The sequence below is a fragment of the Aggregatibacter aphrophilus ATCC 33389 genome (assembly GCF_900636915.1).
GTDB classification, from domain to species: Bacteria; Pseudomonadota; Gammaproteobacteria; order Enterobacterales; family Pasteurellaceae; genus Aggregatibacter; species Aggregatibacter aphrophilus.
In genome coordinates, this window is sequence record NZ_LR134327.1 from 1,354,446 (window position 1) to 1,376,360 (window position 21,915).

The 21,915-nt window shown below is 40.5% G+C and carries 23 protein-coding genes; 6 read left to right on the top strand and 17 right to left on the bottom strand.

The features are described 5' to 3' along the window. Positions 1-10: 10 nt before the first annotated feature. The 7 genes from atpE to zapB all read right to left on the bottom strand — a co-directional run bounded on the left by atpE (position 11) and on the right by zapB (position 5,343). Positions 11-265, bottom strand: a complete 255-nt coding sequence (gene atpE / locus EL144_RS06675; RefSeq protein ID WP_005702422.1) for a F0F1 ATP synthase subunit C — start codon at positions 263-265, stop codon at positions 11-13. Positions 266-315: 50 nt separating this feature from the next. Then, positions 316-1,104, bottom strand: a complete 789-nt coding sequence (gene atpB, locus EL144_RS06680) for a F0F1 ATP synthase subunit A (protein WP_005704855.1) — start codon at positions 1,102-1,104, stop codon at positions 316-318. Positions 1,105-1,131: 27 nt separating this feature from the next. Then, positions 1,132-1,506, bottom strand: coding sequence for an ATP synthase subunit I (locus EL144_RS06685; protein WP_065336539.1), 375 nt, complete (start codon positions 1,504-1,506; stop codon positions 1,132-1,134). Between the two features lie 127 nt (positions 1,507-1,633). Further along, a complete protein-coding gene (rsmG, locus tag EL144_RS06690) occupies positions 1,634-2,266 on the bottom strand; it encodes a 16S rRNA (guanine(527)-N(7))-methyltransferase RsmG (RefSeq protein WP_005704853.1) in 633 nt (210 codons plus the stop codon). Continuing rightward, positions 2,266-4,155, bottom strand: a complete 1,890-nt coding sequence (gene mnmG, locus EL144_RS06695) for a tRNA uridine-5-carboxymethylaminomethyl(34) synthesis enzyme MnmG (protein ID WP_005704851.1) — start codon at positions 4,153-4,155, stop codon at positions 2,266-2,268. The genes rsmG and mnmG overlap by 1 nt, the downstream gene beginning before the upstream one ends. A 470-nt stretch (positions 4,156-4,625) precedes the next feature. Beyond that, positions 4,626-5,069 (bottom strand): FMN-binding protein MioC, encoded by a 444-nt coding sequence (gene mioC / locus EL144_RS06700; protein WP_005704849.1) that lies wholly within the window; start codon positions 5,067-5,069, stop codon positions 4,626-4,628. 55 nt (positions 5,070-5,124) lie between these two features. Then, positions 5,125-5,343: a cell division protein ZapB gene (zapB, locus tag EL144_RS06705; RefSeq protein ID WP_005702415.1), complete on the bottom strand. Its 219-nt coding sequence runs from the start codon at positions 5,341-5,343 to the stop codon at positions 5,125-5,127. A 198-nt stretch (positions 5,344-5,541) separates the two neighbouring features. On the opposite strand from zapB, the gene glpX reads away from it, so the two are divergent. After that, the gene (glpX, locus tag EL144_RS06710) at positions 5,542-6,555 is read left to right on the top strand and encodes a class II fructose-bisphosphatase (RefSeq protein WP_005704848.1); all 1,014 of its coding nucleotides are present in this window, start codon (positions 5,542-5,544) and stop codon (positions 6,553-6,555) included. A 45-nt stretch (positions 6,556-6,600) separates the two neighbouring features. Here glpX and EL144_RS06715 read toward each other — a convergent pair whose 3' ends face one another. The 5 genes from EL144_RS06715 to EL144_RS06735 form a co-directional block, all read right to left on the bottom strand. Next, positions 6,601-7,023, bottom strand: a complete 423-nt coding sequence (locus tag EL144_RS06715) for a hypothetical protein (RefSeq protein ID WP_005704847.1) — start codon at positions 7,021-7,023, stop codon at positions 6,601-6,603. A 120-nt stretch (positions 7,024-7,143) separates the two neighbouring features. Beyond that, complete coding sequence (cysE, locus tag EL144_RS06720; RefSeq protein ID WP_005704846.1) at positions 7,144-7,941, bottom strand: serine O-acetyltransferase; 798 nt, start codon at positions 7,939-7,941, stop codon at positions 7,144-7,146. 3 nt (positions 7,942-7,944) lie between these two features. Beyond that, on the bottom strand, positions 7,945-8,958 hold the full coding sequence (gene gpsA / locus EL144_RS06725) for an NAD(P)H-dependent glycerol-3-phosphate dehydrogenase (RefSeq protein ID WP_005702410.1): 1,014 nt from the start codon (positions 8,956-8,958) through the stop codon (positions 7,945-7,947). A gap of 86 nt (positions 8,959-9,044) precedes the next feature. After that, positions 9,045-9,551, bottom strand: a complete 507-nt coding sequence (secB, locus tag EL144_RS06730; RefSeq protein WP_005704843.1) for a protein-export chaperone SecB — start codon at positions 9,549-9,551, stop codon at positions 9,045-9,047. Between the two features lie 14 nt (positions 9,552-9,565). Continuing rightward, the gene (locus EL144_RS06735) at positions 9,566-10,006 is read right to left on the bottom strand and encodes a rhodanese-like domain-containing protein (RefSeq protein ID WP_005704842.1); all 441 of its coding nucleotides are present in this window, start codon (positions 10,004-10,006) and stop codon (positions 9,566-9,568) included. 323 nt (positions 10,007-10,329) lie between these two features. Here EL144_RS06735 and EL144_RS06740 point away from each other — a divergent pair, with 323 nt between their 5' ends. The 3 genes from EL144_RS06740 (at position 10,330) to cydC (ending at position 15,228) form a co-directional block, all read left to right on the top strand. Next, positions 10,330-11,652, top strand: coding sequence for an anaerobic C4-dicarboxylate transporter (locus tag EL144_RS06740; RefSeq protein WP_032995391.1), 1,323 nt, complete (start codon positions 10,330-10,332; stop codon positions 11,650-11,652). A 176-nt stretch (positions 11,653-11,828) separates the two neighbouring features. Then, entirely contained in the window at positions 11,829-13,577 is a 1,749-nt protein-coding gene (locus tag EL144_RS06745) for an ABC transporter ATP-binding protein/permease (protein WP_005704839.1), read from the top strand. Beyond that, positions 13,570-15,228, top strand: a complete 1,659-nt coding sequence (gene cydC, locus EL144_RS06750) for a thiol reductant ABC exporter subunit CydC (protein WP_032995389.1) — start codon at positions 13,570-13,572, stop codon at positions 15,226-15,228. Before EL144_RS06745 ends, cydC begins: the two co-directional genes overlap by 8 nt. Before the next feature lie 76 nt (positions 15,229-15,304). Here cydC and EL144_RS06755 read toward each other — a convergent pair whose 3' ends face one another. The 3 genes from EL144_RS06755 to EL144_RS06765 form a co-directional block, all read right to left on the bottom strand. Continuing rightward, positions 15,305-16,195 (bottom strand): hypothetical protein, encoded by an 891-nt coding sequence (locus EL144_RS06755; RefSeq protein WP_005704837.1) that lies wholly within the window; start codon positions 16,193-16,195, stop codon positions 15,305-15,307. 188 nt (positions 16,196-16,383) lie between these two features. Next, positions 16,384-16,476: a methionine/alanine import family NSS transporter small subunit gene (locus tag EL144_RS06760; RefSeq protein WP_032995388.1), complete on the bottom strand. Its 93-nt coding sequence runs from the start codon at positions 16,474-16,476 to the stop codon at positions 16,384-16,386. A 1-nt stretch (position 16,477) separates the two neighbouring features. Beyond that, positions 16,478-17,977: a sodium-dependent transporter gene (locus EL144_RS06765; RefSeq protein ID WP_005704836.1), complete on the bottom strand. Its 1,500-nt coding sequence runs from the start codon at positions 17,975-17,977 to the stop codon at positions 16,478-16,480. Positions 17,978-18,339: 362 nt separating this feature from the next. Between EL144_RS06765 and EL144_RS06770 the strand changes: the two genes are divergently transcribed. Beyond that, the gene (locus EL144_RS06770) at positions 18,340-18,999 is read left to right on the top strand and encodes an rRNA large subunit pseudouridine synthase E (protein WP_005704835.1); all 660 of its coding nucleotides are present in this window, start codon (positions 18,340-18,342) and stop codon (positions 18,997-18,999) included. 4 nt (positions 19,000-19,003) lie between these two features. Beyond that, a complete protein-coding gene (locus EL144_RS06775; protein ID WP_005704834.1) occupies positions 19,004-19,720 on the top strand; it encodes an MgtC/SapB family protein in 717 nt (238 codons plus the stop codon). A 117-nt stretch (positions 19,721-19,837) separates the two neighbouring features. Here EL144_RS06775 and EL144_RS06780 read toward each other — a convergent pair whose 3' ends face one another. Both EL144_RS06780 and EL144_RS06785 read right to left on the bottom strand, forming a co-directional pair. Next, entirely contained in the window at positions 19,838-20,941 is a 1,104-nt protein-coding gene (locus EL144_RS06780; protein WP_005704832.1) for an NADH-dependent flavin oxidoreductase, read from the bottom strand. Between the two features lie 51 nt (positions 20,942-20,992). Then, positions 20,993-21,904 carry a DUF3298 domain-containing protein gene (locus EL144_RS06785; protein WP_050332937.1) on the bottom strand — a complete coding sequence of 304 codons (912 nt, stop codon included), beginning with the start codon at positions 21,902-21,904 and terminating at the stop codon, positions 20,993-20,995. Positions 21,905-21,915: the final 11 nt, after the last annotated feature.

Consider the following 21,915-nt stretch of genomic DNA (forward strand, 5'->3'; position numbering starts at 1 on the left):
AATAAGGCAATTATTGTAATAAGCCGATGAATGGGTTTGCGAAAATGAAAAGTAATGAAATACCAACAGCAATCATTGCAATAGCATCCAATAAACCTGCCACAATAAACATTTTAGTTAATAGGCTAGATGCAAGTTCCGGTTGACGTGCTGACGATTCTAAGAATTTACCACCTAAGATCGCAAAGCCAATTGCAGTACCTAATGCAGCAAATGCAAGAAGAATTGATGCACCAATGATAGTTGCTGTAATTACAGTTTCCATAATGTTCTCCAATAGAAGTTAAGTTTAGCCCTAGAGCCGGTTAATAAAAATTAGTGTTCTGCTTTGTTATAAGCAATACTTAAGTAAACCACCGTCAACATCATAAAGATGAATGCTTGTAACGTAATAACCAAAATATGGAAAATTGCCCAAGCGAGATGTAATGGAATTCCCAATGCTGCGATAGCCATATTGGCAGAATACATCACAGCGATAAGAATAAAGATTAATTCCCCTGCATACATATTACCGAATAGACGGAAAGCAAGAGAAATCGGTTTTGCCAATAAGGTTACGGTTTCAAGAATAAAGTTTACCGGAATAAATGCCCAGTGATTAAAAGGGTGGAGCGTATATTCTTTCACCAAACCACCAAGACCTTTTGATTTAACTGTGTAAAAAAGGATAAGAAAGAATACGCAGATTGACATACCTAGAGTCGCACTGATATCTGCGGTTGGCACGGCTCTTAAATAATGAATACCAAAGAGACCGGCAAATTGAGGAAGAAAATCAACAGGGATTAAATCGATAGCGTTCATAATGAACACCCAACAGAAAATGGTTAGTGCGATAGGCGCTACCACGTTACGCGGACCATGAAAGTTTTCTTTTACAATACCATTCACCCAATCAACTACCATTTCAACGAAACATTGCAGCTTACCCGGTACACCTGGCGTTGCTTTTTTCGCAACACGCGAAAAAACAAAAAGGAAAATAATGGCTGATAGAATTGAGAAAAAGAGCGTATCAACGTGAATATTCCAGAAACCATCGCCTGTTTTAAGAAACGATAAATGGTGACTAATATATTCTGAAGTAGTGAGTTCAGACATAGTTAACCCTTTGAAAAATAGAAAAACTTAAGACCTGTTTAGCAAAAATGGAACTAAATTGTTCAACACTAATGCAATAAAAAAACCTGCAAAAAACAAAAAAAACCGACTCACGCCTAACCACTTGAAAGATACCGCGATAAAAAGAATTGTTAGTATAAACTTTATCGCTTCACCACGATAAAGTGCGGTCAGTTTTGCTGATAAATTCTGTTTACGATAAAAAATAAGGTAAGTAAAGGCACAAAAAGGCAAAAAAGCACTAAAAAATCCAAGACAAAAATCAACCGCACTTTTCCATTGCCAAATGGATACTAACGCACCAAAAATGAGGATAAATCCCATTTCAAGCAATATAGCTTTTTGATAACGATTTTTAGCTTGCGTTAGAACCTGAGACATTACTTTATTTTTAAAATACAAAAACGTTTTAATTATACCGTTGCAGCAAACAGTTTCAACTTAAAAAGACATAAAAAATGTTAAATAAATTACACTTTTAAAAAAATATTTAACAAACATGTAAACTTTATTTCAAAATGACCAAATGCCGTTCACCAACGAGCTCAGGAACATGAAGTTTTATAATATCTTTTATGGCGAATTTACCGTCTAATTCTTGCACTTCCTCATCACGACAAAGCCCTTTTAGCGCATAAAAAAGTCCATTTTCCGTAGGCAAATGACTACACCAATCAGTCATATCTTTAAGAGAGGCAAAAGCACGGCTTAACACACCATCAAATTGGTGATCGGGTTGATATTCTTCCACCCGCTTAAGTACTGGTTCTACATTGGTTAGTCCTAGCTCACGCACTGCATGTCGAATAAAACTAATGCGTTTTCCAAGACTATCTAGGAGCACAAAATGTTTATCCGGATTAATAATGGCTAATGGCAAGCCCGGTAAGCCCGGACCTGTACCCACATCAATAAAACGATCACCTTGTAAATAAGGGCTAACTACCAAGCTATCTAAAATATGTTTAACCAACATTTCCTGTGGATCACGCACAGAAGTCAGGTTATATGCCTTATTCCATTTATTGAGCAATGAAACCAACTTAACTAATTGTTGTTGCTGTTGTTCTGTAACAGAAAGTGCGGTCTGTTTTAATAATGTTTTTAGTTTATCTGCCAGTTGCATATCAAGGTTAGCCATTATTCACCCCGCTTTAACATGCCTTGTTTTTTTAAGTTTACTAAAATAATGGAAATGGCCGCCGGCGTAATACCGGAAATACGACTGGCTTGTCCGATAGATACGGGACGATGTTGTTCCAGTTTGATACGAACTTCGTTAGATAATCCCGCAACTTTGGAATAATCAAAATGTGGCGGAATTGCCGTATTTTCATGGCGTTTTTGCTTTTCGATTTCTTCTTGCTGATGTTCGATGTAACCTTGATATTTAATGGCAATTTCCACTTGTTCAATAGCTTCTTTATCGGCCATCGGCGGTTGAAACGGCGTAAGTGCGGTCAAAATTTGATAATTTATTTCCGGACGACGCAATAAATCTTCACCACTGGCTTCACGCACTAACGGACTGCCCAATACTTGGTTAGCTTCTTCTAAATATTCTGAACGCGGGTGTAACCAAATACTGCGCAAACGCTGACGTTCTTGTTCAATATTTTCCATTTTCCGATTAAAACGCGCCCAACGGGCTTCATCAATTAAGCCTAATTCATGGGCAATCGGAGTCAAACGAATGTCGGCATTATCTTCACGTAATAATAAGCGATATTCCGCGCGGGACGTGAATACGCGATAAGGCTCTTTGGTGCCAAGCGTGCAAAGATCATCCACCAACACACCCATGTAGGCCTGATCACGGCGTGGGAACCAAGCCTCTTTTTCCTGCACATAAAGACCGGCGTTAATTCCTGCTAACAAACCTTGAGAGGCGGCCTCTTCATAACCGGTAGTACCGTTAATTTGACCGGCAAAGAATAAACCTTGAATGGATTTGGTTTCTAACGTTGGTTTTAAATCGCGCGGATCAAAATAATCATATTCGATAGCGTAGCCCGGTTTGATAATACGGGCATTTTCCAAACCTTTCATGGAATTGACGATTCCCATTTGCACGTCAAATGGTAGGCTGGTAGAAATCCCGTTTGGATAAATTTCATTTGTGGTTAAGCCTTCCGGTTCCAAATAAATTTGATGAGAATTGCGATCGGCGAAACGCATAACTTTATCTTCAATGGACGGACAATAACGCGGACCGATCCCTTCGATCACACCTGTGTACATTGGGCTACGATCTAAATTATTACGGATCACTTCATGGGTTTTTTCATTCGTATGTGTAATAAAACAAGGAATTTGACGAGGATGCTGATCAACCGATCCCATGAAAGAAAATACTGGCAACTGTGCATCGCCATGCTGTTCGGCAAGCACGGAAAAATCAATAGTGCGTGCATCAATGCGTGGCGGCGTACCGGTTTTTAAGCGATCCACCCGTAAGTTCAAATCACGTAAACGTTGCGCTAATGTAATGGAAGCGGGATCACCGGCGCGTCCACCGGTGTAATTTTCTAAACCAATGTGGATCTTGCCGTCTAAAAATGTACCTAAAGTTAAAATCACGGATTTAGCATGAAATTTCAGCCCCATTTTCGTCACGACACCGGTAGCACGATCCTGCTCAATTAAAATATCGCTGACTTCTTGCTGAAAAATATCTAAATTAGGTTGATTTTCAAGGGCAATGCGAACTGCCTGACGATATAACACACGGTCTGCTTGCGCACGGGTAGCCCGTACGGCCGGGCCTTTGCTACTGTTTAAGGTACGAAATTGAATACCGGCCTGATCCGCAGCTGTCGCCATTAAACCGCCCATGGCATCAATTTCTCTAACCAAATGGCCTTTTCCTATCCCGCCAATTGCAGGGTTACAAGACATTTGCCCTAACGTATCAACATTATGCGTAAGTAACAGGGTTTTTAATCCCATACGGGCAGGCGCAAGCGCAGCTTCAGTTCCTGCATGCCCGCCACCAATGACAATGACGTCATAAGTATCCATATAAAACATAATAATATTTATCTCTGATGTACTGATCTAATGCAAAAGAGATCCCTTGATCCCTTAAAAAAATTGCGTGCTATTCTACTGAAAAACGAAGGGGCTTGAAAGATAAGATTATGAGAATTGATGGCAAGGATCAATGTGAAAGATCCCTGTTTAATAAGTTATAAGATCTTTATATATAAATAAGTTTATTATTACTATTATTAAGATCCTATTTTGTTCTGAATAAGATCCTTTTTTATAATGAAATGAAAGAGATAAAAGATTGATCAAACTGTTAAGATCTTACTGATCCTATACCTTAATTCCTGTGTATATCTTCGTTAGTTATCCACATAATAGCTATACATAAAAGTTGTTATAGTGATAAAAACAGATTTTTAACAGTTTTAATCTAAAGTTATACACAGGAATAAATTGATAAGTTTGATTAAATTTTCATCATAAAAGAGATTTTTATTAAGAAGACTGGACTAAATTTTTTGTATGAAGGTGGGTAACCAATCTTCTGCACATTGATCATGATCGGCATCATTTAACACATCAATGCGTAAAGCATCGGCAATTTTAACCGCACTTTTAGTTTGTAGTGCTTCTTCTACGGTATCTACAGCAAAACAGAATGTGTCGTAATCGGAATTTCCTAAACCAATCACGGCAAATCTTAAATCTGAGAGATCTGCGTTGCTGTCTTTCAATGTTTCAAATAACGGTTTTAAATTATCCGGTAATTCCCCTGCGCCATGTGTGGAAGTAACAACTAACCATAATTTTTCATTGATAACATCGTCTAATGCCGGACCATGATGTAATTCGGTAGTAAAACCTTGCTGTTGTAATACACTTTCCAAATGTTCGGCAACATATTCAGCACTGCCTAAGGTGCTGCCGGTAATTAAGCAAATTTTAGGTTGCATTTTTTCTCCTAAAAAGAAGGCTTAGATTAACTAAGCCTTTGTTTTATAATATGTATTAGATGCTGTCGGTAATACCTAAAAGTGAACGTAAGCGCTCTTGGATATTTTGGTGTTCACCTCTTAATTGTTCATTTTCACCACGTAATGCATCATTTTCTTGTTGTGCTCTGCCGTTTTTCTCTCTTAATTCATCCACTTCTAATTGAAGGAGTTGAATGGTCTCAACAGCTTGCTTAATTTTGTTTTCTAACTGATCTAAAACTTCGAATGACATAGTGATTTCCTCTAAAACAAATGGATAAAAGTGTGGGCTATTCTACATAGTTAATCGGATTTATTAAAGCAAAGAATCAAATTATCTGTGAATTCGTGATTTTTTGTTAAAAATTTCTTTGTATTTTTTTTCTATAGCAAACGTTTGCTTAATGCTAAAATAAGCTAATTTTATTTCTCATTTTTTAAGGATTATGTCATGAATAGATCATTAGCCATTGAGTTTTCAAGAGTAACTGAAGTTGCTGCCCTTGCTGGGTTTGCTTGGTTAGGGCGTGGGGATAAAAATTCGGCTGATGATGCTGCCGTGAAGGCCATGCGTTATATGCTAAATTTGATTCATATGGATGCGGAAATTGTCATTGGCGAAGGTGAAATTGACCAAGCGCCGATGTTATATATCGGTGAAAAAGTAGGTTCGGGTATGGGCGAATTGGTGTCTATTGCCGTGGATCCTATTGATGGTACGCGTATGACAGCAATGGGGCAAGCTAATGCCATTTCCGTATTGGCGGCAGGTGGTAAAAATACCTTTTTGAAAGCACCGGACATGTATATGGAAAAATTGGTAGTTGGTCCAGAAGCAAAAGGCATCATAGATTTAAATTTACCACTTGAACAAAATTTGCGCCGTGTCGCCTCAAAGCTAGGCAAACTATTATCCGATTTAACGGTGATGATTTTAGATAAACCTCGTCATGAAGCCGTGATTGAAAAAATGCATCAACTGGGTGTGCGCGTATTTACGATTCCTGATGGTGATGTAGCAGCCTCAGTGTTATGTTGCTTGCCGGAAGCGGAAATTGACATGGTTTATGGCATTGGCGGTGCGCCGGAAGGTGTTGTGGCGGCAGCGGCTATTCGAGCCTTGGGTGGTGATATGCAATCCCGTCTATTACTGCGAGATCAGGTAAAAGGCGATACGCCGGAAAATAAGGCATTAGCCGCAGAAGAAATTCGCCGTTGTGCAGACATGGGCGTGGAAGTGAATACCGTATTACAATTGGAACAGTTAGTGCGGGATGACAATTTGGTGTTTGCCGCCACCGGTATTACTAACGGTGATTTATTAAAAGGTGTTCACCGTAAAGGCAATTTAGCTACCACGGAAACCTTATTAATTCGTGGCAAATCTAGAACCATTCGCCGCATTCAATCTACCCATTATTTAGACCGAAAAGACACCGCACTTTCCCGTTTAATTAAAGCTTAAGTTCAAAAATAAAGCCGGTTTACATAACCGGCTTTTTATATGTGATTATTCAACGACGTTAATAATAAATCTTTTCTTAAATAATTTTGGCGAATACGACATATTGCCATAAATTCCCCATTGTACATCCACAGAAATATTACCTTTAACCATAGGTTTTCCGCTAATGATTACCTGATTTTTAGCTTCATCGGCATTTTCGGTTAGTTGATAACCTGCTTTGATTCCATTGTTTATTGGGTTTATAACAACTCGTACAGAGGTTTCAATGGATTTGCCATTAGCTAATTTATCTAAATCGATCACATAGCCATATTCTTGGTTTAATTTAATTTCACCAAGAGATTCATCGGCTAACTTATTGATATTGTTTCCACAAGCTGCCAGAAATAATAGGCCAATAAGAAACATACCAAGTTTTTTGATAGTTGAAAATAAAGGGTTGTTTAATTTTAATGTAAGTATCATGGTTTATCCGTTTTAAAAATTAGTGTTAGGTTATAAAAATAACAAAAAAACTAACCGCACTTTAAAACGTAATATAAAGTGCGGTCGGTTTTTATGATGCTTTTTATTTAATGATAGCGGCTAGATATTTAATTCCATGCCGAGATCAATAAAGTTTTGGTTCATATCGAATGCCGGTTTGGCATCTCTGTCTTTGCCGATAATGCGTGCAGGCACTCCGGCTGCGGTGGCGTATTCAGGAACCGGTTGTAACACCACCGAATTGGCGCCAATTTTAGCATATTTACCCACCTCAATGTTACCTAAAATTTTCGCACCTGCACCAATCATGACGCCTTCGCGAATTTTTGGGTGTCGATCACCACATTCTTTGCCTGTACCGCCGAGAGTAACACCTTGTAAAATAGACACATTATTTTCGATTACCGAAGTTTCACCTACCACGATGCCGGCGGCATGGTCAAACATAATTCCATGCCCAATGTTGGCGGCGGGGTGAATATCGACATCAAAAGCCACGGAAATTTGGTTTTGTAGGTAAATCGCCAAAGCTTTGCGATTTTGTTGCCATAAATAATGAGTGATTCGATAGCTTTGCAAGGCATGAAAGCCTTTTAAATATAGCAATGGTGTGGAGAGTAATTCTACTGCCGGATCCCGTTGACGTACGGCTGAAATATCGTACGCGGCACATTCGATAATACTTGGTTTTGCCAAATAGGTTTCTTCGATAATTTCACGTAAGGCAATGGCCGGCATAATGGTGTTAGCTAATTTATTGGCTAAAATATAGCTTAGTGCACTGCCTAAATCATGATGTTTTAAAATGGTCGAATGAAAAAAACTGGCAAGCATAGGTTCGTTATCTACCAATTTTTTCGCTTCTTGACGAATATTTTGCCAAACTTCTAACAACATGGATTATTCCTCTTTACGTTCTCTGCCTAATAAATTGACTGCAGCCTCTTTTGCATTTTTACCACAGAACAACACTTGATAAATTTGTTCCGTAATAGGCATTTCAACGCCATAACGCTGAGCTAATAAATGAGCTTCTTTGGTGTTGTAAAAACCTTCCACCACTTGTCCGATATTATCCATGGCAGTTTGGGCGGAAAAACCTTGTCCAAGCATAATACCGAAACGACGGTTACGGGATTGGTTATCAGTACAGGTAAGCACTAAATCACCTAAGCCTGACATGCCCATAAAGGTGTTTGGATTGGCACCTAATGCTGTGCCCAAACGGGATATTTCTGCAATACCACGGGTAATCAATGCTGTTCTGGCATTCGCGCCAAATCCCATGCCATCGGAAATCCCTGCGCCGATAGCAATAACGTTTTTAATCGCCCCCCCCAGCTGCACGCCGAGCATATCGTCATTAATATAAACCCGAAAATGCTTACTGCAATGGATTCGTGCTTGAAATTCACGCGCAAATTCTTCGTTATCGGAGGCTAACGTAATGGCAGTAGGTAAACCGGAAGCCAATTCTTTGGCAAAGGTTGGGCCGGAAAGAACGGCCAACGGGTAAGTGTTGCCTAATGTTTCCTTAATCACCTCTTCCAGCAAGCGCCCGGTATTCCGTTCTAGCCCTTTGGTAGCCCAAACAATTCGACTATCGGGGCGTAAGTGCGGTCGAATTTGCGAGAGAATTTCACCGAAACAATGGCTTGGCACAGCCAATAACAAATCCCGTGAAGCTTGAATTGCATTTCCCAAATCTGCTTCTATGTGTAACGCATCCGGGAAAATAATATCAGATAAAAATTCCGCATTTTGTCGTTCGGCGTTCAGTTTTTGCATTTTTTGCGGATTATGTCCCCAAAGATAAGTGGGGTGCCCATTGCGCGAAAATGTGATAGCCAAAGCGGTACCAAAAGAACCTGCGCCTAATACGGTGATAGAAGAATGGGTTAAGGTCGTATTCATCATTTACTCCTTGAATGGTGAAAAAGACGGTAACAACGAAAGGATAAAACCCGCTTTACGGTTTAATGAAAAGCGGGTTTTTGAGATTAATTAACACTTGGTTGTTCGGCAGATTCTTGCTCTTGTTGCTGACGTTGTAAATATTCAACAAATAAAGCGTCAAAGTTTACCGGAGAAAGATTTAATGCCGGGAATGTACCGCGATTGACTAAGTTGGACACTAATTCACGGGCATATGGAAATAACATATTTGGGCATTGTGATGTTAAGCAGTGCGCCATTTGCATATCGTCCAAACCGCTAATGGTGAACACACCCGCTTGTTTAACTTCACAAATGAAGGCTACGTCACCGGAATCTTCTAAAGTGGTTTCCACAGAAATATTTAAGCAAACTTCGTATAAATCATCGGCTAATTTAACGGTTTCGGTGGATAAATCAAAAGCCAGTTTTGGTTTCCATTCTTGATTGAAAATGTGTGGTAAATTAGGTGCTTCAAAAGAAACGTCTTTTACATAAATACGTTGAATTTGAAGTACTGCTTGGACTTCTTGTTCCTCGTTGTTTACAACATCTTTGTTTTCTTCGGTCATTTTTGTGTCCTTATTTATTTTTTAACTAAAGGTAAATTTGCTGCTCGCCAGCCTGCAATGCCTTCTTTCAAGGAATAAACGTGACTAACTCCTTGTTTTGCCAAAATTTCAGCAGAAGAAGCAGAAGTCACGCCGTTGGCACAAACTAAAATAACAGGCGTTTCTTTATGTTGTTCGATTTTGCCAACATTGTGATTTTTTATTTCGGTAGGAAGCAGGTTTAAACTGTTAATGATATGGCCTTTATTAAAGTCATCCATTGAGCGTAAATCAATAACAACAGCATTTTGGTTGTTGATTAACGCAATAGCTTCAGTATTTTCAATTACTTTGGTTTTGCTGGTGGCTGATTTGATGAAGTGGTAGATAACCATTAGAAAAATAGCGACCCAAGCAACAACAATTAAAGAATGATTTTTGGCAAATTCAATTACCATTGGCATAAATTCTTCCATATATTTCTCAATAATTAGGTTTAAAAATAAGGGCTCAAGTATAACTTTACTTTGACTATTTATCAAAAGTTATTGTTTCTATGGAGGGTGTTGATTTTGTTGAAATAATCATCAAATTTTTGTTTAAAACCTGATATGGATCATAATTTAATGAGAACATTTGAAATCAGCCATACTCAGTGTTACAACATTCTTATATAATTAAGCTGAATTTTGGGCTGTTAAATCCCGATTGCCTTGGGAAGGCATCTCTATCAAAATATAACTGAGTATAATTTCTTATACGTTACACAGATTTTATTTTCATTCTCTAAGGAGGCAGTATGTCTGCTATGTTTTTACTTCAATTCGCCATCGTGTTGCTCTGTATTTTGGTCGGTGCACGTGTTGGCGGTATCGGTTTGGGTGTTTTTGGTGGCTTGGGGCTTGCTATTTTGTCTTTCGGTTTTGGTTTAAAACCGGCAGGCTTGCCAATTGACGTTATGTTTATGATTATGGCCGTAGTTGCCGCTGCAGCAGCAATGCAAGCAGCCGGTGGCTTGGACTACATGATTAAAATCGCTACCAACATTTTACGTCGTAATCCAAAATACATTACCTTTATGGCGCCGACAGTAACTTGGACGTTTACCTTATTAGCAGGTACAGGTCACGTTGCTTATTCTGTGTTGCCGGTTATCGCTGAAGTGAGTCGTCAAAACGGTGTTCGTCCGGAACGTCCAATGTCTATGGCGGTTATCGCGTCTCAATTTGCGATTGTTGCCAGCCCGATTGCAGCTGCGGTAGTTGCTGTTGTGGCTTATCTTGAACCACAAGGTGTTCACTTGGGTGACGTGTTAATGGTCACCATTCCATCGACTGTTCTTGGTCTTTTCTGTGCTTGTTTATTTGTGAACAAAATGGGTAAAGAATTAAAAGATGATCCAGAATACCAACGTCGTTTAAATGACCCAAAATATGCTGAAGCCTTTAATTCAACTGTTAGCGGCAAAGAGCTTGAAATCAGCAAAACAGCGAAAATTTCTGTTTCTCTTTTCTTATTCGGTGCATTGCTTGTTGTGTTAATGGGTGCAATGCCTTCTCTTCGCCCGGTGTTTGACGGCAAACCGATGGGTATGGCGCACACCATTGAAATCATTATGTTAGCTATCGGTGCATTAATTATCTTAACGTGTAAGCCGGATGGCACAGAAATCACCAAAGGTTCTGTTTTCCATGCGGGTATGCGTGCGGTTATCGCTATCTTCGGTATTGCGTGGTTAGGTGACACCTTAATGCAAGCGCATATGGACGAAGTTAAAGGTTTAGTAAAAGGTTTAGTTGAAACTGCACCTTGGACATTTGCCTTCGCCTTGTTCGTACTTTCTGTACTCGTAAACAGTCAAGGCGCTACCGTAGCGACCTTGTTCCCATTGGGTATTGCTCTTGGTATTCCACCGGCAATCTTGATTGGTGTGTTTGTTGCGGTAAACGGCTATTTCTTTATCCCGAACTACGGTCCAATCATCGCTTCACTTGACTTTGATACCACGGGTACTACTCGAATCGGTAAATACATTTTCAACCACAGTTTCATGCTACCGGGTTTATTAAGTATGGCATTTTGCTTAGGTTTTGGTTTGTTATTTGCCAATATCTTGCTATAAACCAATTTGAATTTTATACAAATAGCACCTTTCTTAAGGTGCTATTTTTTTTGTTTTAAATTTAAACAGCAAATATAAAATCACTAAAAATTAGAATAAAATTAATTATCATTTGTTATAAGGATGTTATGATATAGCACTTTCATTAAAGTGATTTTTAAGGACAAATAAACGTTATGATGATTGATAAACGGCTGATAAACACAGTCGAGGATAGCAAAAAATGGATTGCTATTAATGTGTTATGGAACTGGGTTGCCTTAATTGGCGGGATTATAAGTGCGGTGGTATTTGCCATTTGTTTGCAATGGGCGTTTGAGCGCACACTTACGCTACAAAGTGCGGTCATTTTTACTGTCGTTTTGGTTGCTTGTTTGGCGTTGCGTGCTTGGGCAGGAAAAATGGCGGTGAAAGCCTCCTATAAAGCGAGTACGCAAGTGAAGCATAAATTGCGCACGCTGATTTATCAAAAACTGTCTTCCATGCCGCTAAATCAGGTCAACCAACAATCTACTTCTTCTGTGATCCAAGTGGCATCTGAAGGGGTGGAACAACTGGAAATTTATTTCGGCCGTTATCTTCCGCAGTTGTTTTATAGCCTGCTTGCGCCGCTTACATTGTTTGTTTTCCTGGTCTTTTTTAGCGCACCGACCTCGTTAATTCTTTTGGTTTGCGTACCGTTAATTCCAATGTCCATCATTACGGTAAATAAAATTGCGAAACGTTTATTGGCGAAATATTGGTCTATTTATGTCGGGTTAGGCAGTAGCTTTTTGGATAACCTACAAGGCTTGATTACCTTAAAAATCTATCAAGATGACGATTACAAAGCCAAACAAATGGATATCGAAGCGGAGAATTTCCGTACCATCACCATGAAAGTGCTGACCATGCAGCTAAACTCTGTTTCTTTAATGGATTTATTGGCTTACGGGGGTGCGGCACTAGGGATTTTGACGGCACTTTTACAATACCAAGACGGCAATTTAAGCATTTTTGGTGTTATTTTATTCATTTTGCTTTCTTCCGAATTTTTCATTCCGTTACGCTTACTGGGTTCTTTCTTCCATGTGGCAATGAACGGTAAGGCGGCTTCAGAAAAAATCTTTACCTTGTTGGATACCCCGGTGGAAGAAAACAAAAGTGCGGTGGATTTTCCGGCTAAAAATGAAGTCACCGTGCAAATTAAGGATTTACATTTTGCCTATTCTGTAGAAAAACCGGCCATCAATGGCCTAAACCTTAATATTCAACCGAAGAAATTAACGGTTTTTGTGGGTAAAAGCGGTTGTGGTAAATCGACGCTGGTTTCCTTGCTTATGGGCTTTTATCAAGTACAGCAAGGGGAAATTTTGTTTAACGGTGTCGATATTAAACAAATTAACCGTCATTCCTTATATCGTCATGTTTCGTTGGTGAGCCACAGCAGTTACATTTTCAAAGGCAGCCTCAGAGAAAATATGTTAATGGCATTGTCCGATGCTTCTGATGACGCTATTTATCAATGCTTAGAACAAGTGAATTTGGCGAATTTCGTCCGTGAAAACGGCGGGTTGGATATGACCTTATTAAGTCGCGGAACTAACTTGTCCGGCGGTCAAATTCAACGTTTAGCGTTGGCGCGAGCGTTGTTGCACAATACCGACTTATACGTTTTCGATGAAGCCACCAGTAACATCGACGTAGAAAGTGAAGAAATCATTCTGCAATTTATTCAACAGCTTAAACACGAAAAAACCATCGTCATGATTTCTCACCGTCTGGCGAATGCGGTGAATGCCGATCAAATTTATGTGTTACAAAGCGGTCACTTGGCAGAATCGGGCGATCATGCTTCTTTAATGACTGAAAACGGAATTTATGCAGAAATGTTTAATCAACAAAAGAATTTAGAAAATATCAGAACGGGGGCAAATCATGCGTAAGAATGGATTTGTCGTCATGTGGCAGCTCATGAAATTGGTGACGCCATTGGCGCATATCATGAGTTTCACCATTATTATGGGTACCCTCGGTTTCCTCAGCGCTATTTTCATTATGGTGCTGGGTGCGATGGGTTTGTCGGAATTGCTTAATTTCCACTCCCATTTAAATTTATCGCAAATTTTGACCACACTTATTGTGCTTGCGGTAGCGCGTGGCATTTTGCGTTATTTGGAACAAATGTCCGGCCATTACATCGCCTTCAAATTATTGGCGTTGTTGCGCGACAAAGTATTCAGCGCATTGCGTCGTTTGGCGTTTGTGAAATTGCAGGACAAACAATCCGGTCAATTGCTTTCTTTGGTTACCAACGACATTGAATTGTTGGAAGTGTTTTATGCTCACACCATCGCGCCGATCGCCATTGCCTTTTTAACCTCAGGTATCTTGTTGGCAGTGTTCGCTCATATTTCTTGGTGGTTTGTGTTAGTGGCATTTTTAGCGTATGTCACCATCGGCATTATTTTGCCTATCGTCACCACCCAAATGGCGCGTGAAGATGGTCGTAAATACCGTGAGCTGGTCGGCGAAATGAACGATTTCTTCCTCGACAGCATTCGCGGTATGAAAGAAATTCAACTTTTCGGCAACGAGGAAAAACGCTTACAGGAAATCCACCAACGCAGTGAAAAAATCGACCAAGCCTTTTTAAAAATCAAACAACAAGAAGGCAACGTGCGTTCGTTCACCGAAATCGCGGTGTCTTTCTTCAATATCCTGATTTTATTGGTGGGTTTAACCCTCTTTGCTTACGACTACATTGATTTTGCCGGCTTGCTCATTGGTGTGATTTTATTGATGTCTAGTTACGGCCCGGTGATTGCTTTAAGTAACCTGTCCAACAACTTATTGCAAACCCTCGCCAGCGGCGAACGTGTCTTGGCATTATTGGCAGAACAACCGGAATTAAAAGACGTAGAAAATGGCGTGAACATTGCTGATGTGCAGCAAATTAACGTAGAAAACGTCAGCTTTGCTTATGCGGACGAACAAATTTTGTCTGATGTGAATTTGCAGCTCAATAAAGGCGAAATTCTCGGTATTCATGGTCGCAGCGGCAGCGGTAAAAGTACCCTTTTGAAATTAATTATGCGTTTTTACGATCCGCAACAAGGCCGTATTCGCATTAACGATACGGACTTAAAAAACATTAATACGGTGAATTTGCGCGACAATATCGCTTACATCACCCAACAAACCTATATTTTCAATGAAACGGTGTATGAAAATATTGTGTTGGCAAACCGCAAGGCAACGAAAGAGCAAGTGATTGAAGCGGCGAAAAAAGCCTCCATTCATGAATTTATCATGAGCTTACCGGAAGGCTACGACACCAAAATCACTGAAATGGGGAACAACCTTTCCGACGGTGAAAAACAACGTATCGGTATCGCCCGCGCCTTCTTGCACAATGCGCCGATTATTTTGTTGGACGAACCGACCAGTAATCTGGATAGCTTAAACGAAGCCATTATTTTGCAATCCTTGCTAAACGTGAAAGCAGAAAAACTGATCATCCTAGTGAGCCATCGCGCCTCTACCATGGCAATTTGTGATCAGGTTATTCCTATCGCCAACGGACGAATGTCATAGTTAAGGCTTTTTGAACATAAAAGAGCGGTGGGTTTTCGCGGTGTTTTAAAACGCTAGGAAAATCCACCGTACTTTTTTATTCATCTACCGTTATGGCATTATTTATCGCCTGCCAAACTTTATTGTCTTCATGTGGCACGGCATCTTGTACCCAATACCACCAAAAATAGCCGCCGACATAATTTTCCACATATTTCGGCATGGAATAATAACGTGTCGCCATTTTGACTTTGCTTTGGATCGTGGCATTTTCTTTGGTATTGCCACATTCGCCAATGCCTAGCCCTGAGTGAGGGAATATTTTTGTAAGACCTTCAAAGATTTCCTGCCAGTTCGGTTGGTAACCATCATTGTCATCTTCGTAATAGCTAACCAAGACATAATTCAAGTTTTCTTTCATATCTTGTGGAATGTACCGTTTAAGCCATTCCTCCATAGTGCCTTTCTGCTTTTCCGGTGCGAAATAATAACTAGTAAGCGCGCTTTCCGCCTGTTTGGATTGAATAAATTTATAGGCGTCATAAATCTTTGCAGCAACTAAGGCGTCATTACCAAGCCAGTCGCCGTTTACTTCATTACCGATTTCCCAAATATCCACATAATCAGCGAGGGCGGCATAAGACTCTTGAAAGCGTTTTAAATAACCGGCCTTGCTATATTTTTTCATGTCATAAGAATCCACCGGCGTGGCCATAATGTAAGCAACGTCATGAATTTGCTGAAATAGCGATTGATATTCTTTCGGTGAGACATCTTTTGACATCACAATTCGCACTGTTGGCTTTGCCTTCATTGCCTTGATGGCTTCTATAATTTGCACGGTTTTTTCTTCCCCTTCCCAGCTGTCATCCACGGTAATGCCATAAATTTGTGTATGCTGAAAATGGTTTTTTGGCGTATCTGCGTTGGCTGGAGACAAGGCGTTAAGTAAAATAAAAAAATAGATTAACGTAAGGTATTTTTTCATTGCTATCTTCTTTTGACTAACAAACCTAATGTAGTTTTAGAAGGTATTCTCACCGATTGGTTCTGTTTGAGAAAAGTGCGGTAGATTTTCAGCATGTTTTTAAAACAATTAGAAAACCCACCGCACTTTTCGATACAAACAAAAATCCCACAGGATGACCAATGGGATTTTCTTTTGAATTGCTTAAATTATTCTTTCGGTAATCTGATTACGGAAATCAATAATCCGCCCCAGATGATGATGAGCGCGATAGCCATCATGAAAATTGCGTTGGTTGACATCTTATTTTTCTCCTTGTGTTTGTGTGAGATTTTTCCACGGTAAACGGGAAAGTAAGAAACTGATGATCACTAAGCCGATCGCCATGCCCCAGCCGAAGGTGTTAACGAACCATTCCGGATATCCTTCGTAGCCGTTTGTTAATACTTTGGAGGCTTCTTTGTAAAGCATGAACGCTAATACGCCGGTGGTGATCACAATGCAGGCTTTCCAGATTGCGCCGACTTTGAAAGAACTGGTTTCGTTCAAGTGTTCACCAAGTTCTTTTAATCTTCCGGTAACGATAATGGAGAGTAAAGAGAAGAACGCTACGGCAACGATACCGAACATGTTGACGAAGTTGTCCATGGTATCAAGCATTGGTAAGCCGGCTGCCGTACCAAACAATAAGGTAGATGCGACCATCATTGGTAAGCCAACCAAGAATGTGGCATGTGCACGACGTAAGCGTAATTTATCTTGTACTGCCGCAATGATAACTTCTAATACGGAAATAAAAGAAGTTAAGCCGGCGAAAACTAAAGAACCAAAGAATAACACGCCCAATAATTGACCTAACGGCGCTTGGTTAATGATGGTTGGGAACGCAAAGAACGCTAAGCCGATACCACCTTTGGCCACTTCGCTGACATCTTGTCCGTTCGCGACAGCAATGAAACCTAGCGCAGAGAACACGCCGATACCCGCTAAGACTTCAAAGCTACTGTTAGCAAAGCCAACCACTAAGCCTACACCGGTTAAATCCGATTCTTTTTTCAAGTAAGAGGCATAAGTCAACATGATGCCGAAGCAAATGGAAAGCGAGAAGAAGATTTGACCATATGCGGCAATCCAAACGCTTGGGTCGGCTAATTTTTCCCAGTTTGGTGAGAATAAAGCATCAAGACCTTTTTCTGCACCCGGTAAGAACAAGGAATAGACCACTAAGGTAATGAACATGATCACCAAAATTGGCATGAAGATAACGGAAGAACGCGCCACGCCTTTTTGTACGCCAAAAGAAAGAATCAACAAAGTGATAATCCACACGGCAAGTAACGGACCGACAACTGTGTCAACGAAATCCAAGCTTAATGCCACATCGCTTGCCATCTTAATGTGTTCATGTAAGAAGAAATCTACCGGGTTGCTACCCCAAGCGGATCTGAAGGAATAATAAGCGTAGCTCGCAGCCCAGCCAAGAATAACCGCATAGTAAAGACCAATAATCACGTTGATCATCACTTGCCACCAACCGAAGGTTTCAAAGGCGGTTTTGAGTTTGCGATAAGCTAATGGCGGGGACGCACGAAATTTATGGCCTAAGGCATAATCTAAGAAAACTAATGGAATACCGGCAGTTAGTAATGCCACGATGTAAGGGATAATAAAGGCACCACCGCCGTTTTCATAAGTAACATAAGGGAAACGCCAAATGTTTCCCAAGCCGACTGCCGAACCGATCGCCGCAAAAATAAAGGCTCTGCGTCCGGAGAATGTTTCACGTTTATGTGTTTGAGTCATGGAACAACCTGTTAAAGTTAAAAAATGTTAGGGAGCCAATATAAATCAATAAAAACGCTAGTCAATAGAGATAAATCACTATTTATATAAAATTTACGTTATTTTTCTGCAAATAAATATTGTTTTGTAGATTTTTGTTCTGTTTTTATTGTTTGTTTTTAGAATAAAAAGATGAATTTAAAATAAAACTAAATTTAACTGCTAAAAAATAGGGAAAAGTGCCGAATAAAAAGCTAGATAAAAAATTTTTCCTTAAATCGTCAGAATCAAAAGGGAAAAATTTAAACTTTCATCCAATTGGTGTAAAGTATTCATAAATTTTGAATTACCTAACTCTTATACAATTCATGTCTTTTCATTGTATGAAGAACAAGGCGAAAACACGTAATCGAGCATTTAATTTTCGCAACGTTTCTAAATCTAAAACCACTTTTTCCCAAACGAAGGTTATTTTATTTAATAAACCGTTTGACGTGTTATGCCAGTTCACCGATGAGGCAGGACGCAGCACGTTAAAAGATTTTATTAATGTGGCGGGGGTTTACCCCATAGGCAGGTTGGATCGCGATAGTGAAGGGTTGCTGTTATTAACCAATAACGGCGACATTCAACATCGCTTGGCGGAACCCAAGTTTAAAATGGAAAAAACGTATTGGGTGCAAGTGGAAGGCGTGCCGGATGAAATCGCTTTGGAACGGTTACGGCGCGGAGTAGAATTAAACGATGGCATGACGTTGCCTGCTAAAGTGCGGTTGATTTCCGAGCCGAATTTTCTGTGGCCGCGGGTTCCGCCTATTCGAGAACGTAAAAATATTCCTACCGCGTGGCTGGAAATTAAAATTTATGAAGGACGCAATCGACAAGTTCGCCGCATGACGGCACATATCGGGTTTCCGACATTGCGTTTGATTCGTTATCAACAGGCGGGGTTTAGCCTGCAACATTTGGCGCCGAAAACTTACCGCACTTTAACACAAGATGAACTAAAACAACTTTATCAATCACTTGGATTAACCATTTAATATTATGAGTAACCTATCTGTTTTATTTGAAACCTTGGCGCGTGACAGCCATTTCTTTATTTTCGTTAAAATGGCATTTGCCATGGTGCTGGGTGGCATCATCGGCTTAGAGCGCGAGTTAAAAGCCAAACCCGTAGGTGTAAAAACCTGCATGATTATTGCGGTGACCACTTGCGTACTCACCATTGTTTCCATTCAATCGGCTGAACATTATGCTCAAGTGTCGGAAAACATCCGCACCGATCCAATGCGTTTGGCGGCGCAAGTCATCAGCGGTATCGGTTTTCTTGGTGCCGGCGTGATTTTACGTAAGCACAACGACGCCATTTCTGGTTTGACCACCGCTGCTATCATTTGGGCGGCCGCCGGTATTGGTATTGCTTCCGGTGCTGGGTTTTATTTTGATGCCATTATCGCTACCGTCATGATTCTCATCGCTATTCGTCTTAGTCCTTATGTGCATCGTTGGGTTCGTCGCCACGATAAGAAGAAAAAGACCAAAATTAATGCTACATTGACCTCGGCGGAGGCTGTTGGACAGTTTGTGCAACTGTTACATAGCAACAATCATTTTATTGAAAATATCAATATGAAAGATCAAGCTAACGGCGAAACCAAGCTCAATATTCGTTGTGCTATCAGCGATAAAGACACTATTCATGAGTTGTATTTATTATTAAAAAACGACCCGAATGTGGTGAGTTTGGAGTTGGAAAATTAAAGCATTTGAACTAAGAAAATTAGAGAATTTTTGTGTAGGGGCAGATCGAGGTATCTACCCTTTTGTTTTGCTGAGAACGGGAGAGACGGCCGCATAATGCGACCGTCACCTACGGTTTTACTTCTTCACCGGTGGCAAAAATGCTAATTCTTTCATGTTCAGGTCCCATAAATAATCCGGGAAGCGGTAGAACGCTTTGCGCTCGGGGTCAAGTGCGGTGGAAATTTCTTGCGTTTTTCCCGATTGAATTAATTCCACAATATTTGGATTTAACAACACCGTTTTGCCCACGGCGATAAACTCCGCCCAGCCGGTGGCGAAAGCCTCTTCCATTTGCTCGGCGGTAATTAAATTACCGACACCGATAAGTGGAAGTTTGCCATTAATGCGCTGGTGGATGAGTTCCATGCGTGTTTTGTGGGTGTCGGCGCCACGGCGGGCAAGTTTATAAAAATCCCATAAAGAAACGTGCAAATATTGCAGTGGCTTCTGCACCAAGGCATCAATTAGGGCGAAAGTATCTGCCATGGTGAGTCCGTCCTCTTCCGGTTCTTCCGGAGAGAAACGATAGCCAAGAATAAAATCGTCACGTTGATATTTTTCTTTCACTGCATTTGCTGCGTCGATGACGGCGAGTGAAAAACGCAGACGATTTTCAATGGAACCACCCCATTGGTCGTTGCGATGGTTGCTGTGACCGGAGACAAATTGTTGAATTAAATAGCTGTTAGCACCGTGAATTTCTACGCCGTCAAAGCCAGCCTGAATGGCTAACTCCGTCGCATTGGCAAAGGCATGAATCAATTTTTCAATTTCCGCTTCGGTTAATGCGCGTGCACCGGTTGCCTCGTCAGCGGATGGCGCGACTTTATCCAAACCCTCTAACAATTCACTCATGGCTAATTTGCCACCATGATGAATTTGTAAAATGGCTTTGGCGCCTTGAGATTTAATGCTTTGTGCGACGGATTTTAGACTGTCCAAATAACGTTCATCTAAGGCGTAAGGCTGTCCGTTAAAGGCCTTACCTTCCCGTGAAACCAAAGTCGCTGCGCTGATAAACATCGCAAAGCCCTCTGCACGCCCTTGCAAAAAAGCATTTTCTTGTGTGCTAAAGGTGCCGTCAGGATTGGAACCAAAATGGGTCATGGGTGCCACAACCAAGCGGTTTTTGAGTTCAACACCGTTATTTAAACGATAAGATTGAAAAAGTGCGGTCATTTTTTCTCCTGTTTTTGTAGATATAGATAGCTTGGTGGGGTGCTAGCTTGATTAATCAATATCCATCATATACTGCGTTAAATTTTGAAATTGCGGGCTAAGCAATTTGTTTTCTTTAAGCTGCCACCAATAAACTGTCAGTTCTTTTTCCCCTTCCGCAAAGCTGCCGATGGCATAAGGCGGATAAACGAAGGTAATGCCATCGTGCGAGAAGTAAAAATCTTTTTCCACATAAAACTCGGCTTTTGACGTAAATGTTTCATTGTTCGACGCGTTGCTGTAAGTCTCCCATAACAGTTCTTTTAATTTATCGTGCTGATCCGGATTGATGACATCATCAATATCCAACAAGGTTTTTTTCGTTAAATCAATGTTGAGGAATTGGGTAGAATACATGCCGTGGGCACCACCGGAATAGCCATAATAACCAATGGTGAAAGTCGCGATATTTTCCCGCTGCCCGAGGTATTTCATGTTGAAATTGGTAGTCATGCCAATCAGTTTGTTCTCTTTCACCTCTTTGAGGCTATCGGCATAAAGGGTTTGTAAGTAGTCAACGAGTTGTTGTTTATTCTCAATTTTAATTTGACCTTCTGCCGTGAACTGGCGGATTAACTCGTTTACCAGTAAATCTGTTAACCAATCCATGTTGGTTTTTAAGGCTTTCACACTGACTTTCGCCTCGGCGCTTTCTGGCGCATAATCATCGGAGGATTTGGAAGGGGTCTTATCAAACTTGATGGTTTCGGATTTTTCAAACAATACCTCCGGCTCCACCCGAATCGTTTGGTTCTCAGCCAAATCTACCACTTGTTTTTGTAGCGTATCCACTTGTGTATTGAGCTGCTCGATCGTCTGCGCTTGCTTTTGGGTTTGCTCAATGAGCGCGTTTTTTTCTTTATCGTCACAGGCGGTGAGCGTTAGGCTGCCGGTGATTAACGCGGCGATGAGTAATTTTTTCATGGAAACTCCTA